This is a genomic window from Pseudomonas sp. TH32, assembly GCF_016650855.1.
Lineage (GTDB): Bacteria > Pseudomonadota > Gammaproteobacteria > Pseudomonadales > Pseudomonadaceae > Aquipseudomonas.
Genome location: NZ_JAEKFA010000001.1, coordinates 199,296 through 215,891 on the forward strand (window position 1 = coordinate 199,296; position 16,596 = coordinate 215,891).

Here is a 16,596-nt window from a genome sequence, read left to right on the forward strand (position 1 = left end):
TAATTAATCCCGCGCAGAACGGAGTACCCCAATGACCGTGTTTAGCCTCGCTTATACCCTGCATGTACTGGCCGCCCTGATCTGGGTCGGCGGTATGTTTTTCGCCTGGATGATCCTGCGCCCCGCCGCCATGGCCGCGCTGGACGGGCCTGCCCGGCTGAAACTCTGGGTGAATGTGTTTCAACGTTTTTTTGTGTGGGTCTGGGTCGCGGTGCTGGTATTGCCGATCAGCGGTGTCGGCCTGCTGCAACTGCGCTTCAGCGGGTTTGAGACCGCGCCGCGTTATGTGCAGGTCATGATGGGGTTGTATGTGGTGATGACGGCGCTGTTTATCCGGATCCAGGCGTTGAAGTTGCCTGAGTTGCGCACGGCGGTGGCGGCTGAGGATTGGCCGGCCGGAGCGGCGGCGCTGGGGCAGATTCGCCGGTTGGTGGGGATTAACTTGATGGTGGGGTTGGTGCTGGTGGCGATTGCTTCGGCGCGGCCGATGTTCTAGGGCACCCCATACCCTGTGGCGAGGGGCTCCCTCGCCACAGGTAAAGCATTAAAGCCGTTGAACAGTCACAGCACCCGCAGGCCCCGCCGGCCCCGGCTGACCTTCCAACCCGGCCCGGCCTTTCTCGCCGCCATCGGCGCGGTACACCAGGCAACCCTTGGACTGCCCGCCTTTACCCGGCTTGCCCGCCGTGCCCGCCAAACCACCGGCACCGCCGTCCACCCAGACCTTGATCTTTTCCCCCGGGAAGTCCTGCGGCAATTCCACTCGAACCTGCGCACCCGCTGCGCCCGGTAGCCCGTCGCCACCGTTGTCGCCATTGGCACCGCGCCCGGCCGAACCCCAGGTGCAACCCGGGTCTTCGCCGTTGGCACCGTCCAGTCCGGCATAACCCTGGGCGCCCGCGCCGCCGCGGGCATCCACCGACAGCTCATCGGCCGTCAGCGAATTGATGCGCAACACCAAGTCACGCCCAGCCTTGGCCGGACGTTCATGGGTACCGGGCGCACCACGCGAGGTGATCTGACTGCCATGCTCCAGCTGCGCCTGGCGCACCTGCAGTTGCAGGGCGGTGCTGCCGGGCACGATGGCGATACGAGCTTCGCGGCCCAGGTGCAGCTCATCCACCGTCACCTGGGTGATATTTGAAGGGATCAGCAGGGTGCCGTAATCCGCCACCTCCAGCCGCTCCAATTGCAACACGCTGCTGCTGTTCGGCAGGCGCATCAACGAATTGGTGTCAACGCTGACGCTCTGGGCCAGGGCAATGGGGCTGACCAACAGGGCCAACAGAAAAACCTTACGCATGATTGGCCTCCTTGTTTACATCATTAACCGGTGCCGGCGCCGAAAGGCTCTGCACATGGAACATACCCACCAGCAGGATCTGCAAGCGGTCACGCCAGGGATGGGCACGATTTTTCACGCTGCCGTTGAACAGCAGCAATTCAAGAAGGTGGGTCAACAGCAACAGGCTGCCGCCCAGATTGACCAACAGGTGGAACGGGTTGATCAGCGGCGAGAACAGATTGACCACCACCACGACCCAGAACAGCAACGTCAAAAACTTCCCCAGCCCCCAAAACACCTTCATCCCGCACGCTCCCCTTGCACATTATTCTTTGGGCGCACAGTAACGACTTCTACAGGCGTTGTGCCAGTGAAGGATTAAAAAATTGATGAAGGGGCCCCCGTGGATCCCACGGGGGCCTTGAGGCTCTGTCAGCGGTTGATCTGAATTTCCACGCGACGGTTCAGCGCGCGGCCGTCAGCGGTTTTGTTGTCCGCCACCGGATGGCTTTCACCGGCGCCGGTCACCGAGACAAAACTGCTGCGCGGGATGCCGGAACTGACCAGATAGTCGGTTACCGAGTGAGCGCGTCGTTCAGAGAGTTTCTGGTTGTAGGCGTCTTTCCCGACGCTGTCGGTATGCCCGCTGACTCGCAGTTGCGCACTCGGGGCCTCTTTTTTCAGGCGGGTGGCGATGGTGTCGAGCTTGGTTTTATCGGCGGCCGTCAGCTTGGCGGAGTCGAACTCGAAGTGCACGTCACGAATCACGATGGTCTCTTCCTTGACCACCACCACTTCTTCTTGAACCACGGCTACCGGAACCGGTGGGCAGCCATTGGCATCCACCTGCACGCCTTTTGGCGTACCCGGGCACTTGTCGCGGCTGTCCGGCACGCCGTCGCCGTCTTCGTCACCGTCGCCGTGCACCCAGCAATAGGCGCCGGCCATGCCGCCGATCAGCAACGCGCCATAGCCCGCATAGGCAGAGCTTTCAGTCGCGCCGATGGCAGCACCGGTCACACCGCCAACCGCGGCGCAGGTGGGCCAGTCGGTTTTTTGCAAGCCTGCGCAACCTGTCAATACTCCGGTTAGCAGAACCAAGGGTAGAGCTGTCCGCATGATGCTCATCTGACTTTCTCCTGAGGGGATCGGCGGGGGCCGACGAGTGGAGTAAAGACGGCTCTTTTCATCTGCGCCAGCGTGTCACACCCCTGTATTCATTGGGCCCGGCTGTTTATTCTCGCCGCCCGCTCTAGGCCCGCACGCTCAGGCAGGCTAGTCTCTACGGTCCTGATGTGAGGATCTTCGATGACCGCCGGTATTTCTGCCCGTACACCCCAGCAAGCGCTCGCCGCGCTGCTTGATCTACACGCGCCAAAACGCCTGCTTTTATTGGGTGCCAGCCAGTTCCCGGCGTTGGATGCGTTCAAGGAGGCCCACCCGGATACCGTGGTGTCCTTTGCCGAGCCCGGCCCCTTGCCCGCCGACCTCGCCGCCCAGCGTTTTGACCTGGCGCTGGTGGTCGATTGCCTGGAACACCTGTCAAAACCTGCGGGCCTGACCCTGCTGGGGGGCATTCGCAACCTCAATGCCAGCCGCATTGCAGTGCTGGTGGACCTGGCCGCCTGCAACTGGAAGGACACCGACTTCTTTTCCCTGGCCCTGCAAGCCAGCGAGCGTTTCCAGCGTGACGATCAGGTTTTGACACTGTTTACCTATGATCTGCTTGACTATAAACAGGTGCCGGATTGGCTGAACGCCCGCTTCTGGGCCAACCCGCAAAACTTTGGCAAGTATTGGTGGTAACCCGATGAGTACATCCATTTGCCCCTGCGGCAGTGGCAACCTGCTGGATGCCTGCTGCGGCCATTATCACGCCGGCCACCCGGCTCCTTGCGCCGAAGCATTGATGCGTTCGCGCTACAGCGCCTATGTGCTGGGCCTGGTGGACTACCTGGTGGCCACCACGTTACCTGCGCAACAAGCCGGGCTGGACACGGCCGCCATCGGTGCCTGGAGTGCCCAAAGCACCTGGCTGGGCCTGACAGTGGAAAGCTCCGAAGTGTTCGGCGGCCAGCCGGAACACGCCTTTGTGACCTTTACCGCACGCTGGCATGACAGCACTGGCGAACACAGCCACCGCGAGCGCTCATCGTTCGTACAGAACAATGAACACTGGTACTTCATCGACCCGACGGTGGACGTGAAGGCCGGACGCAATGACGCCTGCCTGTGCGGCAGCGGGCAGAAATTCAAGAAGTGCTGTTCCAGCTACCTCTGACATTCATTGATACCCGGTAGGCTCGCGCTTGCTATGCTGACTCTTCATACGGAGTAACGGCATGGTATTTCAGGCGCGGGTATTCAGGACTTACAGCCTTCTGCTGGCATTGATGCTAGGGCTTTCCGGCTGCGCGTCCTGGTTTGCCGACGACGCGCCTGCCCCGGAGGTCCGGCTGGTCAAGGTCGACCCGGTGCGGGTCAAGTTGCTGGAGCAGAAGTTCAAGCTGTACTTTCGCGTGGATAACCGCGACGACAACGATTTGACCGTGCGCGGCCTGGTGTACAAGGTCAGCCTGGGCACGATGGTGCTGACCGAGGGCGAGTCCAATGAATGGCTGACCGTACCGCCCCACAGCCACGCGTTTTTCCGGGTTTCGGTGCGTACCAACCTGTGGCCACAAATCCGCGATGTGGTCGATATGTTGAAAAACCCACGGGAGCCCGTGCCCTATCGTCTTGAAGGCGAGTTGAAAACCGGTTTATTTATCGGGAACGACGTGCAGGTGCTGCGCAATGGCGAGATAATGCCCGGCGATTTTATTCCGGAGCGACATCGATGACTCAGCAACCCCATGTCCATGGTCCTGACTGCAACCACGATCACGATCACCATGATCACGACCACGGCCATGTCCACGGCCCGAACTGCGGCCACGCTCACCAGGAGCCGGTGCGCAACACGTTGAAGGACGTGGGTCGCAACGATCCTTGCCCGTGCGGCAGCGAGAAGAAATTCAAGAAGTGCCACGGGGCTTGATATCCTGAACACTGGTCAGTGTGGGAGCTGGCTTGCCTGCGATAGCAATCTTTCAGACAACATTGGTGTGACTGAAACACCGCTATCGCAGGCAAGCCAGCTCCCACATTTTGACCGTATTTCAACCTAGAGTTTTGCGCTGAAACTGCAACACCACCTCCAATCCCCCGCCTTCCCGATTGCTCAAGCTCAACCGCCCGTCATGGGCACTGGCAATCGTATGCGCGATGCTCAACCCCAGCCCGTAGCCGCCGGTTTCCACATTGCGCGAGCCTTCCACCCGGTAAAACGGCTCCATCACCTGCTCCAGCTGTTCCTGGGGAATCCCGGGCCCACGGTCGCTGATCACAACCCTTAAGCTGTCCGCCTTGTCCTCAACCCGCACCACCACTTCGCTGCCATAACGCACTGCGTTCTCCAGCAGGTTCTGCACGCAACGCTTGAGGCTGCGGGCGTACCCCGGCAGCGGCTGTTTGGCTCGCCCTTCTATCGTCACCGTCTCACCCACATCCTGAAGGTCTGCCTGCAAGCTTTGCAGCAAGGCGTTGATGTCGATGTTCTGGCGTTTCTCGTTGATTTCGCCGCTGCTGACAAAATCCAGGGTGCTGGACACCATGTGTTCCATTTCTTCCAGGTCGCTGCGAAAACGCTCCTTGGTGCGGTTGTCGTCGAGCATTTCCGTGCGTAAGCGCAGGCGTGTGATGGGAGAGCGCAGGTCGTGGGAAATCGCCGCCAGGAAACGCGTGCGCTCGGCGATGTTGGCGATCAGCCGCTGCTGCATGGCATTGAACGCCTGGGCGGCGCGGCGCACTTCGGTGGGGCCGTCGACGGCCAGCGGTGGCCGTTGAATGTCCCGGCCTAACGCTTCAGCCGCCTTGGCCAACGCATTCAGCGGGCGAATGGCCAGACGAACGGCCACCAGGGCGATGATCACCAGCACCACGACCCGCAGCAGATAAATCCGCATCACGTAGTCGAATAACAGGTCCATCGGCGAGGTACTGGTCCAGCCCTGCTCTTCGGTGGCCTCCACCTGCAACCAGCGCCCGTCCGGCAAACGCAGGTCAATCAGGAACTGTCCCACCACCGGTTTGGCACCGAGCAAGGTCGAAAGCCCCGCGTGCTGGCCTTCGGCGTCCAGCAACTTGAGGCTCAACAAATGCAGGTTCTGCGTGTAGCCGGTCTTCTCCGAGAGCACTTTATTCAACAGGCGCTCGGTGGACTGGTCGCTGTCGCTGATGCGGCTCGGCACATCACTGGCCTGTTCACTGAGCGTCAGGCGAAAACGCGGTGTATCGAGCATCTTGATCAGTAGATCAGCCTGCGCCGGATCGCTGTGCACCAGCCGCACCACGTCCGCCAGGCGCGTGGCGATCAGCCGGCTGGGGATTTCCAGGACCTGGCCGTGGCGCATGTCGTACCAGATGCTGCTGGTGAGCGCCTGGGCCGCGAGCATGCCGCTGACCAGGATCAGCACCAGCCGGCCAAACAGCGAACGCGGCAGCAGTTTCACGATTGCAGCACCACGTCGTCGGCGGTGAGCATGTAACCCTCGTTGCGCACGGTCTTGATCAGCCCGGCCGGCAATTGCGAGCGCAGGCGGCTGACGCACACATCAATCGAGCGGTCGAACGGCGTGCTGTCCTTGTCGAACACGTGGTTGAGCAAAAAGTCGCGGCTCAGCGGCCGGTTGGGGTGCTGCAACAGCAGGCGCAATACCCGGTAATCGGAGTTGCCAAGGCTCACCACCACACCTTCCGGCGAGAGCAGTTGGCGTGCCCGGGTGTCCAGTTGCCAGCCGGCGAAGCTGATGCTCGGTGCTTCATCCAGCCGCGCCCGGTCCGGAAAACTCTGCACCCGGCGCAGCACCACCTTGATCCGCACCAGCAACTCCCGCGGGTCGAACGGCTTGGGCAAGTAATCGTCGGCGCCGATTTCCAGGCCGACAATCCGGTCGATCAGCGTGCCCTTGGCGGTGAGCATGATCACCGGCGTGTTGGAGCTCACCCGCAATTCGCGGCACAAACTCAGGCCGTCTTCGCCGGGCAGCATCAGGTCGAGCACGATCAGGTCAATGACATTCAGCGCCAGGCGGCGGCGCATTTCCTTGCCGTCGCCAGCGGTGGACACCTGGAAGCCGGCGTCACTCAGGTAGTCACACAACAGCTGGCGGATTTGCGGGTCGTCATCAACGATCAACAGGTGGTCTTGCTTGGCCATGGGGCAATACGTCCGAAACTCAAAAGGCAGGAGATAGCCGAAACGTCAGCCAGGCGTACGCGCAAATGTAATGGAATGTTGTGGGAAGCGGTAATCGCGCATCCACATTACAAAGCCACGGCGTGGCGGCCGGTATCGGTCTTTAGACTACCGAATCTAAATGAGATTAATTGTAATTTAGCCTAGGTCACTCCGAATGCCATTGCCTTCCCCTCGCGCCTTGTCGCTGCCCTCTACCCTTGCGCCGATGTTCGGCCTGCTTGCCGCCGGCAGCCTTTCTCCCACCGCCTGGGCCGATGCGCCAGTGGCAGCGTCCAACGATTCGGTGCTGAGCCTGCCGGAAATCAAGGTCGACGGTGAAGCCACCTCCACCTTCAAGGTCGACCGGGTGACCTCGGCGAAAATCAGCCAGCCGCTGCTCGACGCTCCGCAAAGCGTGACCATCGTCCCGCAGCAGGTGCTCAAGGAGCAGAACGCGCAAACCTTGCAGGAAGTGTTGCGCAACGTGCCGGGCATTACCTTCATGTCCGGCGAAGGCAACCTGGGCTGGGGTGACCTGTTTTCGATTCGCGGGTTTTCTTCGGAGCAGAGTCTGACCGTCGACGGCGTGCGCGATGCCGGCCAATCGACCCGCACCGACACCTTCAACCTGCAACAGGCGGAAGTGTTCAAGGGTACTGGCTCGATCGAATCCGGCGTTTCCGCCGTAGGCGGCAGCGTCAACCTGGTGAGTAAAGAGGCGCATCTGGGAGACGCCAACACGCTCTCCGCCGGCATCGGCACCGACAGCTACCGCCGCCTCACGGGCGATTTCAACAAGCAGTTGAACGACACCACCGCCCTGCGCATCAACCTGATGAAGCACTACAACCAGGTGGCCGAACGCGACGACGTGGACTACGACCGGTGGGGCATCGCGACGTCCCTCGGCTTCGGCCTGGGCACCGACACGCGTCTGTTTATCGACACTTTCTACCAGAAGGACGACAACACCCCGGACGGCGGCGTGCCGATCCAGCGCGGCACCGACGGCGACCGCATGCCGGGCGTGAAGCGCTCCAACTGGTATGGCGACTCACACCTGTACACCCAGCAAACCAAAACCACTTCGCTGACCACCCGCTTCGAACATGATTTCGACTGGAACGAAGCGACCCTGAAAAACCAGACCAAGTGGGAGCGCACCGACAATTTCGCGGTACTTTCACCCGCACGCTTCTTTGCCGCCAACGCCAATGGCCAGAAAACCTGCACCGGCACGCGCTGTGCGACCTTGGGCTACACCGGCGTAGGACCGATCAGCCAAGTGCCCGGCAGCACGGTAAATGCCTACCCGGGATACACCAACAGCGGTAACACCGCCTACGGCATCCTGCGAGGCAGCGACTTCGGCCAGTCGACGCGCTACACCATCCTCGACAACCAGACCGACTTCGCCTTCAAGCTCAACACCGGCGGCCTGGAACACGCGGTGGTCAGCGGGCTTGAGTTCTATCACGAGACCTACGGCGGCCTGAAACGCAACGCCGAAGTCCCGGCCGGCGATCTGTTCTTCGACATGAACGACCCGAACCACAGCTTCGCCAGCACCACCGTGACCAAGGGCGAAGGCCAGCCGCGTTCGGTGATCGACAACGCCGGCATCTACCTGGGTGACACCATCACCCTGAACGAACAGTGGCAGGTGCTTGGCTCCCTGCGCTACGACAACTGGCAGGCCAAGACCACCCAGCGTGGCCAGGCATCCGTCGACAGCACCGACGGTGCCGTGAGCGGACGGGTCGGCGCGGTGTACAAGCCTTTGCCTAACGGCAGCATCTACGTGTCCTACAGCGAAGCGGCACAACCCTCGGCCCTGGGCGCATCGACCAACAACCAGATCTACGGCGCCGCCAGCACCAGTAACTACACCCCGGCCAAGTCGAAAACCTACGAAATCGGCACCAAGTGGGACATTGCCCACGACCTGCTGAACGTCACCGCCGCGATCTTCCGCACCGAACTGGACAACTCCTGGGAATACCAGGACGGCGAAACCGCCCCGGTCCGCGCCCTCCCGGCCAAACGCGTAGACGGCGTGGAACTGGGCCTGCAAGGCAATATCACCCCGCGCTGGACGGTGTACAGCGGGTTCTCGGCGCTCAAAAGCACCCAGACCAAGGGCGCCAACAAAGGCGAGGAAGCCAAGAACGTTCCCGACCTGACCGCCAACCTGTGGACCACCTACGCCGTCACCGACGACCTGAGCCTGAGCTACGGCGCGCAATACGTAGGACGCCGCCGCTACAGCGACAACAAATACGTCGGCGGCCTGAACAACAACAGCAGCTACGCCAACGGCCCGTCCGGCGTCTACGCGATCTACACCCGCGACCACGAAAAGGCCCCCGGCTACTGGCTCAACAACGTGGCCGCGCAATACAAAGTAACCAAGCAAACCACGGTCAACCTCAACCTCAACAACGTGTTTAACACGTTCTACTACAGCCAGATCGGCGCGTCCCTGGACGGCTTCCAGCTCTACGGCATTCCGGGCGCCGGGCGCACACTCACGGCCAGCGTCGACTATGAGTTTTAAGCCGTGCTGATCGAAATCCCGGCGCTGTTGAGCGCCGATGAAGTCGAGGTGGCCGTCGCCACCTTGCTCCATCAGCCGTGGGTCGACGGCAAAGTCACCGCCGGGCAGCGCTCGGCCATGGCGAAAAATAACCGGCAGTTGCCGGAAGACGCTCCAGTGGCGATTCGCCTGGGTGAGCAGATTCTGTCGCGGCTGTCGGACAACGCGCTGTTCATGTCCGCCGCCCTGCCGAAGAAAATCTACCCGCCGTTGTTCAACCGCTACAGCGGCGGCGAGGCCTTCGACTGGCATATCGACAATGCCATTCGCGGCCTCAAGGGCGTGCGCGAGCGCGTACGCACCGACATTTCCGCCACCTTGTTCCTGGCCGACCCGGCCAGCTATGACGGTGGTGAACTGGTGATTCGCGACACCTTCGGCGAACACGCGGTGAAGCTGCCCGCCGGGCACTTGCTGATGTATCCCGGCAGCAGCCTGCACAAGATCAACCCGGTCACCCGGGGCGAGCGCATCGCCAGTTTCTTCTGGATCGAAAGCCTGGTGCGCGAAGACAGCCAGCGCCAACTGCTGCTGGACATGGACGTGGCCATTCAACGCCTCACCGCGCAACACGCCGACGACCACGCTCTGCTGCAACTGAGCGGCGCCTATCACAACCTTTTGCGGCGCTGGAGCGATGTCTGATGCGCCGCCTTCACCTGGAGTTCTCGCCATGCTGAAACCCCGCAACTTCCTTAAGCTGGGCGCGCTGTTTGCCGTGCTGATCCTTGGCCACGCCGAAACGGCCGCCGCCCATGAAGTCACCGACGTGCTGGGCCGCAAGGTCGACGTGCCGGACCACGTGCAGCGTGTGGTGCTCGGCGAAGGCCGGCTGATTTCGGCCTTTGCCTTGCTGGACAAGGACGCGCCGTTCCAGCGGATTGTCGGCTGGCAGAATGATTTGAAGCTGCTGGATGCCCACACCTACAACGCCTACGTGGCGAAATTTCCGACGGTAAAAGACATCCCGCTGATTGGTCAGGCCTCGGAGCAAAGCGTCAGCGCCGAGGAAATCCTCTCGCTGAAGCCGGACCTGGCGGTGTTCAGCATTTCCGGCCACGGCCCGACTGAACACAGCCCGGTGGCGGATGTGTTGGCCAAGGCGGGGATCGCGGTGTTGTTCGTCGACTTCCGCATCAACCCGGTGCAAGGCACCCACACCAGCATGACCGCCCTGGGGCAGGCCCTTGGCCGGGAAACCCAGGCCAAGGCGTTCCTCGACTTTTACGACCAGCACGTCAAGGTGATCACCGACGCCGTCGCCACCTTGCCGGCCGGGCCGCGTCCGAGTGTGTTCCTGGAATTGCTCGCCGGCGCCTGGCAGGCACCGGGGCACACCACCGGCAAGAGCGGCATGGGTGAAGTGATCAAACTGGTGGGCGGGCGCAACATCGCCGCCGACGTGGTGCCGGGAGCGCTGGGGGACATCAGTGTCGAGTACGCGCTGAAGGCCGACCCGGACGTGTACGTGGCCACCGGCAATCACAAGCCTGGGTTGATTCTTGGGGCTGGCGTGAGCAATGAAGACGCGCGCGCCGCGTTTGACAGCGTGCTGGCACGTCCGGAGTTCGTGAACCTTCGGGCGATTCGTGAGGGCAATGCCCACGGCCTGTGGCATGACTTCTACAACTCGCCATACAACCTGCTGGCGATTGAAGCGCTGGCCAAGTGGATCCATCCGGAGCTGTTCGCCAAGCTGGACCCGCAGGCGACCATGGAAGCGATGAACCAGCAGTTCCTCGGCATGCCGCTGCAGGGTGCTTACTGGATTGATGGCAAGGCCAAGTAACTAATAAGGCTCACACCCCATTCCCTGCCTGGACACGGTTCCTGTGGGAGCTGGCTTGCCTGCGATAGCGGTGTTGGATTCACCATCGCCATCGCAGGCAAGCCAGCTCCCACACTGACCGAGTACCGGCAGGGATTTTCGTCGTTTTCAAGGCTGCGAATCCAATGACCACTCAAACCCTCGACCTCGCCACCGCCAGCCAGGGCTATCGCCGCCTGCTCGCGCGCCGTTGCTGGCTGCTGGCCCTGCTGGGGGCGCGCTGGTTTGCGCGATCCTCGTGGACCTGGCCAGCGGCCCGTCGGGCATGGGCCTTGGCGCCCTGCTCGACGGTTTGCTGCACCCGGCCCACTTGAGCGCCACCGACCAGGTGATTATCTGGAACGTGCGCCTGCCCTACGCCTTGATGGCGGTGTTGGTCGGTTGCGCACTGTCGCTCGCAGGCGCCGAGATGCAGGCCATCCTTAATAACCCGCTGGCCAGTCCGTTCACGCTGGGGGTTTCCTCGGCGGCGGCGCTGGGCGCATCCCTGGTGATTGTGTTTCCGGTGACGACGCTGTGGGTGTCGGCCAATACGGCGATTTCCATTTCGGCGTTTGTGTTCGCTGCCGCCTCGGTCTTTTTGCTGCAAGCCATGTCACGGCTGCGCGGTGCCGGGGTGGAAAGCCTGGTGCTGTTCGGGATTGCGCTGGTGTTCAGCTGCAATGCAGTGGTCGCCCTGTTGCAACTGGTCGCCACCGAGGATGTGCTGCAACAACTGGTGTTCTGGACCCTGGGCAGCGTGACCCGGGCCAACTGGGACAAGCTCGGCATCCTCGCGTTTGTGGTCGCCGTGGTCATGCCCTTTTCCTTCGCCGCCGCCCCGCGCCTGACCTTGCTGCGCATGGGCGAAGACCGCGCGCAAAGCTTCGGCGTCGACGTGAAACGCCTGCGGTTTTTCTCGTTGTTGCGCATCAGCCTGCTGTCGGCCACCGCCGTGGCGTTTGTGGGAACCATCGGTTTTATCGGCCTGGTAGGTCCGCATATCGCGCGGATTCTCGTGGGTGAAGACCAGCGTTTCCTGTTGCCGGCCAGCGCGCTTGTCGGCGCATTACTGCTGTCGCTGTCGTCCATCGCCAGCAAGCTGATCATGCCCGGCGTGATTGTGCCGGTGGGCATCGTCACCGCACTGGTGGGTGTGCCGATTTTCGTGTTGCTGGTGTTCAAGCGCGGGAGGCAGTTATGAGTACGGGATTATCGATTCAGAACGCCCACGTCAGTTATGGACGGCGCCAGATTGTGCATGACCTGAGCTTGCCGACCCTGGCCCACGGCAGCCTGACCGCGCTGATCGGGCCGAACGGTGCGGGCAAGTCAACGTTGCTGCGGGCGGTGGCCGGGTTGGAAAAGATGCAGGGCGTTGTCAGATTGGGTGACCTGGACCTGACGAAAATGTCCGTTGGCGAGCGCGCCCGACGCGTGACCTACATGCCGCAGAACCTGCCGCCGGGCTTGAGCCTGAGCGTGATGGAAAGCGTGATCGCAGCGCTGCGGGTGGCCAACGTCGAGGGCATTCCGCTTTCAAGCGACGCGTGCATGCGCGAGGCGTTTGATGCGTTGCATCGGATTGGCATCGCTCATCTGGCGGATCAGCTGTTAAGCACGTTATCCGGCGGCCAACGGCAACTGGTCAGCCTGGCGCAACTGATTGCGCGCCGCCCGCAGGTGATGCTGCTGGATGAGCCGACCAGTGCGCTGGATTTGAACTATCAGTTGAAGGTCATGGATTGCGTTCGGGGTTTGGTGCGCGAGCACAACCTGATTGCGGTGGTGGTACTGCACGACATCAACCTCGCGGCGCGTTATGCCGACCATATCGCAGTGCTGTGCCAGGGCCGGCTGTATGCCAGTGGTGCAGCGGATAACGTGCTGGATGCGGCACTGTTTGCCGAAGTCTATGGCGTGCAGGTGCGCATTGAGCGCTGTTCGCAGCAGACGTTGCAGGTGTTGGTGGATGGAGCGGTGGCTTAACTGCCGACAAAAACTTCTGTAATGAAGCGGTTGTTGTGGTGAGGGGCTTGCCCCCGTTGGCCGCGCAGCGGCCCCAGTACAGCCAGCGCGCTCTTTCAGTTAAAACGCTGAGGCAGGTCTTGGGTCTGCTTCGCAGCCCAGCGCGGGGCAAGCCCGCTCACCACCGGAACGAATTTCCATATCGATAGACCCAAATGTTTCATTGAATTTTCGTCCCCCTAACATTACCTATACCTACAGGCATTCGCTCAAGCGTCACCACCCTTGGAGAGCTTCATGATCGACCTGTATTACTGGACCACCCCCAACGGTCACAAAGTGTCGTTGTTCCTGGAAGAAGCCGGTCTGCCTTACGAGGTGCACCCGATCAACATCGGCCAGGGCGAGCAGTTCAAGCCCGACTTCCTGAAAATCGCCCCCAACAACCGCATTCCGGCGATCGTCGATCAGAACCCGAGCGACGGTGGCGCGCCGATTTCCCTGTTCGAATCCGGTGCGATCCTGCTGTACCTCGCGGAAAAAACCGGCCAGTTCATTCCCCAGGACCTGCGCGGTCGTCAGGAAGCGCTGCAATGGCTGTTCTGGCAAATGGGTGGACTGGGCCCGATGGCCGGGCAGAATCATCACTTCAGCCAGTTCGCCCCGGAAAAAATCCCCTACGCGATCAAACGTTATGTGGATGAGACCGCCCGCCTGTATGGCGTGCTCGACCGGCGCCTGGCCGACCGCCAGTTTGTGGCCGGCGAGGAATACAGCATTGCCGACATGGCGATCTACCCGTGGATCGTTTCCCACAAGTGGCAGAGCCAGAAGCTGGAAGACTTCCCACACGTAGAGCGCTGGTTCAACCACATCAAGCAACGCCCCGCGACGGTGCGTGCTTATGAGCTGGTGCAGAAGGTCAATCCGCCGAAATCCTGAGTGACACAGCCTTCCTGCACCTTGTGTGGGAAGGCTGCCTGAAAATAAGCATCGCCTCCCGCTTGCGTCGTTTCGCCGCGCTCACTAACGTAGCGCCTTTACTGACGCTACCCCCCGCAGGAGCTTTGCCATGGCCTCGCCAGCCCTCTCACATTTTCTTCCCCGGTTCGGCGTTGCCGCGGCAATTGCCAGTGCCTTGGGCCTGGCCGGTTGCCAGTTACAAAGCACCCAAGACACCCTGCCTCCGGTTTCCGGCGTGCAGCCCATCAAGGGCCTCGCGCAGAACGTTTCCGTGCGCCGCAACAGCCAGGGCATCCCGCTGATTGAAAGCAGCACGTTCCATGACGCGCTGTTCACCCTGGGCTATGTGCACGCCAGCGACCGCATCACGCAAATGGTCACCCTGCGCCTGCTGGCCCAGGGCCGTCTGGCAGAAATGTCGGGGCCGGACGTGCTGGATGTCGACCGTTTCATGCGGGCGGTCAACCTGCGCAAGAGCGCCGGCGAGCTGTATAACGCTTCGTCGCCACGCCTCAAGCGCTTCTTTGAAGTGTATGCGCGCGGGGTCAACGCCTACCTGTTCCGCTACCGCGACAAGCTGCCGCCAGACCTGGCCCAGAGCGGCTACAAGCCCGAATACTGGAAGCCGGAAGACTCCGCGCTGCTGTTCTGCCTGCTGAATTTCAGCGAGTCGACCAACTTGCAGGAAGAGTTGTCGTCGTTGGTGCTGGCGCAAAAAGTCGGCGCCGACAAACTCGCCTGGCTGACCCCAAGCTACCCGGATGAACCGTTGCCGGTGGCCGAGTCCGACAAGCTCAAGGGCATCAACCTGGGCCAGATCCCGGGCCTCGCCGCGCTGACCAGCCTCAGCGAACACCTCGGCACCTTGAACACCCTGGGCACGTCCAGTTCCAGCAACTGGGCGATCGGCCCGCAGCGCAGCCGCAGCAACAAGAGCCTGCTGGCCAATGACCTGTCGACCTCGATGCAGGCGCCGTCGCTGTGGAACTACGTGCAAATCCGCTCGCCGAAATACCAGGCCGCCGGTGTGTCGATCGCCGGTTTGCCAACCCTGCTTTCCGGCTTCAACGGCAAGGTGGCCTGGAGCATGAGCCAGGTCTCGGGCGACACCCAGGATGTGTTCCTGGAGAAGGTCAAACGCCAGGGCAACGCGCTGTACTACGAGAACAACGGCAAATGGTTGCCGGCCATCGTGCGTAACGAAACCTACTTCGCCAAGGGCCAGCGGCCGATTCGCGAAGCGGTGTACGAAACCCGCCACGGGCCGCTGCTCAACAGTGCCCAGTCGCTGAACAGCGGCTACGGCCTGGCCTTGCAGACCGCCGACTTTAAAGACGACAAGAGCCTGGACGCGTTCTTCGACCTGTCCCGTGCACAAACCGCCGGTAAAGCGTCTGACGCCACCCGGGAAATCCGCGCGATTGCCTTGAACATGGTCTTCGCCGACGCCAGCAGCATCGGCTGGCAAGTCACCGGGCGCTTCCCGAACCGCCGTGAAGGCGAAGGCCTGGTGCCGTCGCCGGGCTGGGACGGGCGTTTCGATTGGGACGGCTACGCCGACGCGATGCTGCACCCTTACGATCAGGACCCGACCCAGGGCTGGATCGGCACCGCCAACCAGCGCACGATTCCCCGCGGCTACGGCATGCAATTGTCCAACTCGTGGGCGGCGCCGGAACGCGCCGAACGTATCGCGCAACTGGCCAGCAGCGGCAAGCACGACAACCGCAGCATGATCGCCATGCAGTACGACCAGACCACCACCTTTGCCGCCAAGCTCAAGGGCATGTTCCAGGCGCCGGGCATGGCCCAGCCGCTGAAACAGGCGATCGATGGATTGCCGGCAACAGACCAGGCCAAGGCGCGGGAAGCACTGGGCCGCCTGATGGCCTTTGATGGCCGCCTGGCAGCTACCTCCGCCGACGCGGCGATTTATGAACTGTTCCTGCAGGAAAGCGCCAAGCAGATTTTCCTCGACGAACTCGGCCCGGAAAACAGCGCCACCTGGAAAGCCTTTATCGGCAACGCCAACCTGTCGTACTCGGCCGTGGCCGACCACCTGCTGGGGCGCGAAGACAGCCCGTTCTGGAATGACGCACGCACCGGACAGAAAACCGACAAGCCGGCAATCCTGGCCCGCAGCCTGGCCGCCTCGATCACCGCGGGCGACAGCGCTTTGGGCGCCGATCACAAGGCCTGGCAGTGGGGCAAACTGCACAGCTACACCTGGAAGAACACCAGCGGCCAGACCATTCGCGGGCCACTGGCAGCGGGCGGCGATCACAACACGCTGAACAGCGCGCCGTACAGCTGGGGCCAGAGCTTCGACACGACCCAGGTGCCGGCGCTGCGGATGATTGTGGACTTCGGCCTGGCGGAACCGATGATGGGCCAGAGCGGCATCGGCCAATCCGGCAACCCGGCCAGCCCGAACTACGCCAATGGCATCGACCCGTGGCTGAAGGCGCAATACCTGAGCTTCCCGATGCAGCCGCAGAACTTTGACGGGGTGTATGGGAAGACGCGGTTGACGTTGGTACCCGGCAAATAACCCGGCCCCCTGACTCAACCGAATCAAAATGTGGGAGCGGGCTTGCTGTGGTGAGCCCGCTCCCACATTTGATTGCATGCATTCCGATAGAACTTCTCCGCTCATCCCCGCCTCATAATTAACAAGCCCATCTCCACGGCACGCC

Annotated in this window: 16 protein-coding genes and 1 pseudogene; 12 read left to right on the forward strand and 5 right to left on the reverse strand. The window is 62.0% G+C overall.

Annotation, left to right across the window (positions count from 1 at the left end):
* Positions 1–31 precede the first annotated feature (31 nt).
* A complete protein-coding gene (locus JFV30_RS00940) occupies positions 32–496 on the forward strand; it encodes a CopD family protein (protein ID WP_010176710.1) in 465 nt (154 codons plus the stop codon).
* Between the two features lie 48 nt (positions 497–544).
* Here the strand turns inward: JFV30_RS00940 and JFV30_RS00945 are convergent, their stop codons facing one another.
* From JFV30_RS00945 to JFV30_RS00955, 3 genes are all read right to left on the reverse strand, one after another.
* Positions 545–1,303: a hypothetical protein gene (locus tag JFV30_RS00945; RefSeq protein ID WP_010176711.1), complete on the reverse strand. Its 759-nt coding sequence runs from the start codon at positions 1,301–1,303 to the stop codon at positions 545–547.
* On the reverse strand, positions 1,296–1,589 hold the full coding sequence (locus JFV30_RS00950; protein WP_201121552.1) for a DUF1145 domain-containing protein: 294 nt from the start codon (positions 1,587–1,589) through the stop codon (positions 1,296–1,298). Before JFV30_RS00950 ends, JFV30_RS00945 begins: the two co-directional genes overlap by 8 nt.
* Positions 1,590–1,717: 128 nt before the next feature.
* On the reverse strand, positions 1,718–2,413 hold the full coding sequence (locus tag JFV30_RS00955) for an OmpA family protein (protein ID WP_010176713.1): 696 nt from the start codon (positions 2,411–2,413) through the stop codon (positions 1,718–1,720).
* Positions 2,414–2,593: 180 nt separating this feature from the next.
* Between JFV30_RS00955 and JFV30_RS00960 the strand changes: the two genes are divergently transcribed.
* The 4 genes from JFV30_RS00960 (at position 2,594) to JFV30_RS00975 (ending at position 4,325) form a co-directional block, all read left to right on the forward strand.
* Positions 2,594–3,091 (forward strand): DUF6231 family protein, encoded by a 498-nt coding sequence (locus tag JFV30_RS00960; protein WP_010176714.1) that lies wholly within the window; start codon positions 2,594–2,596, stop codon positions 3,089–3,091.
* A gap of 4 nt (positions 3,092–3,095) precedes the next feature.
* Entirely contained in the window at positions 3,096–3,566 is a 471-nt protein-coding gene (locus tag JFV30_RS00965; protein WP_010176715.1) for a YchJ family protein, read from the forward strand.
* A 61-nt stretch (positions 3,567–3,627) separates the two neighbouring features.
* Positions 3,628–4,128: an LEA type 2 family protein gene (locus JFV30_RS00970; protein ID WP_201121553.1), complete on the forward strand. Its 501-nt coding sequence runs from the start codon at positions 3,628–3,630 to the stop codon at positions 4,126–4,128.
* A complete protein-coding gene (locus tag JFV30_RS00975; RefSeq protein WP_003213695.1) occupies positions 4,125–4,325 on the forward strand; it encodes an SEC-C metal-binding domain-containing protein in 201 nt (66 codons plus the stop codon). Before JFV30_RS00970 ends, JFV30_RS00975 begins: the two co-directional genes overlap by 4 nt.
* A gap of 121 nt (positions 4,326–4,446) precedes the next feature.
* Here JFV30_RS00975 and JFV30_RS00980 read toward each other — a convergent pair whose 3' ends face one another.
* Together JFV30_RS00980 and JFV30_RS00985 are read right to left on the reverse strand one after the other, a co-directional pair.
* Complete coding sequence (locus JFV30_RS00980) at positions 4,447–5,838, reverse strand: ATP-binding protein (protein ID WP_201121554.1); 1,392 nt, start codon at positions 5,836–5,838, stop codon at positions 4,447–4,449.
* Complete coding sequence (locus JFV30_RS00985) at positions 5,835–6,545, reverse strand: response regulator (RefSeq protein WP_201121555.1); 711 nt, start codon at positions 6,543–6,545, stop codon at positions 5,835–5,837. The genes JFV30_RS00980 and JFV30_RS00985 overlap by 4 nt, the downstream gene beginning before the upstream one ends.
* A 196-nt stretch (positions 6,546–6,741) precedes the next feature.
* On the opposite strand from JFV30_RS00985, the gene JFV30_RS00990 reads away from it, so the two are divergent.
* The 7 genes and pseudogenes from JFV30_RS00990 (at position 6,742) to JFV30_RS01020 (ending at position 16,451) form a co-directional block, all read left to right on the forward strand.
* Entirely contained in the window at positions 6,742–9,123 is a 2,382-nt protein-coding gene (locus JFV30_RS00990) for a TonB-dependent receptor (protein ID WP_201121556.1), read from the forward strand.
* 3 nt (positions 9,124–9,126) lie between these two features.
* On the forward strand, positions 9,127–9,807 hold the full coding sequence (locus tag JFV30_RS00995) for a Fe2+-dependent dioxygenase (RefSeq protein WP_169387242.1): 681 nt from the start codon (positions 9,127–9,129) through the stop codon (positions 9,805–9,807).
* A gap of 28 nt (positions 9,808–9,835) precedes the next feature.
* Positions 9,836–10,951 carry an ABC transporter substrate-binding protein gene (locus JFV30_RS01000; RefSeq protein ID WP_201121557.1) on the forward strand — a complete coding sequence of 372 codons (1,116 nt, stop codon included), beginning with the start codon at positions 9,836–9,838 and terminating at the stop codon, positions 10,949–10,951.
* Positions 10,952–11,115: 164 nt separating this feature from the next.
* Positions 11,116–12,173: pseudogene (locus JFV30_RS01005) on the forward strand (FecCD family ABC transporter permease).
* A complete protein-coding gene (locus JFV30_RS01010) occupies positions 12,170–12,958 on the forward strand; it encodes an ABC transporter ATP-binding protein (protein WP_201121558.1) in 789 nt (262 codons plus the stop codon). Before JFV30_RS01005 ends, JFV30_RS01010 begins: the two are co-directional and overlap by 4 nt.
* A gap of 276 nt (positions 12,959–13,234) precedes the next feature.
* On the forward strand, positions 13,235–13,879 hold the full coding sequence (locus JFV30_RS01015) for a glutathione binding-like protein (RefSeq protein WP_201121559.1): 645 nt from the start codon (positions 13,235–13,237) through the stop codon (positions 13,877–13,879).
* A 130-nt stretch (positions 13,880–14,009) separates the two neighbouring features.
* Positions 14,010–16,451 (forward strand): penicillin acylase family protein, encoded by a 2,442-nt coding sequence (locus JFV30_RS01020; RefSeq protein WP_201121560.1) that lies wholly within the window; start codon positions 14,010–14,012, stop codon positions 16,449–16,451.
* The last annotated feature ends 145 nt before the right edge of the window (positions 16,452–16,596 follow it).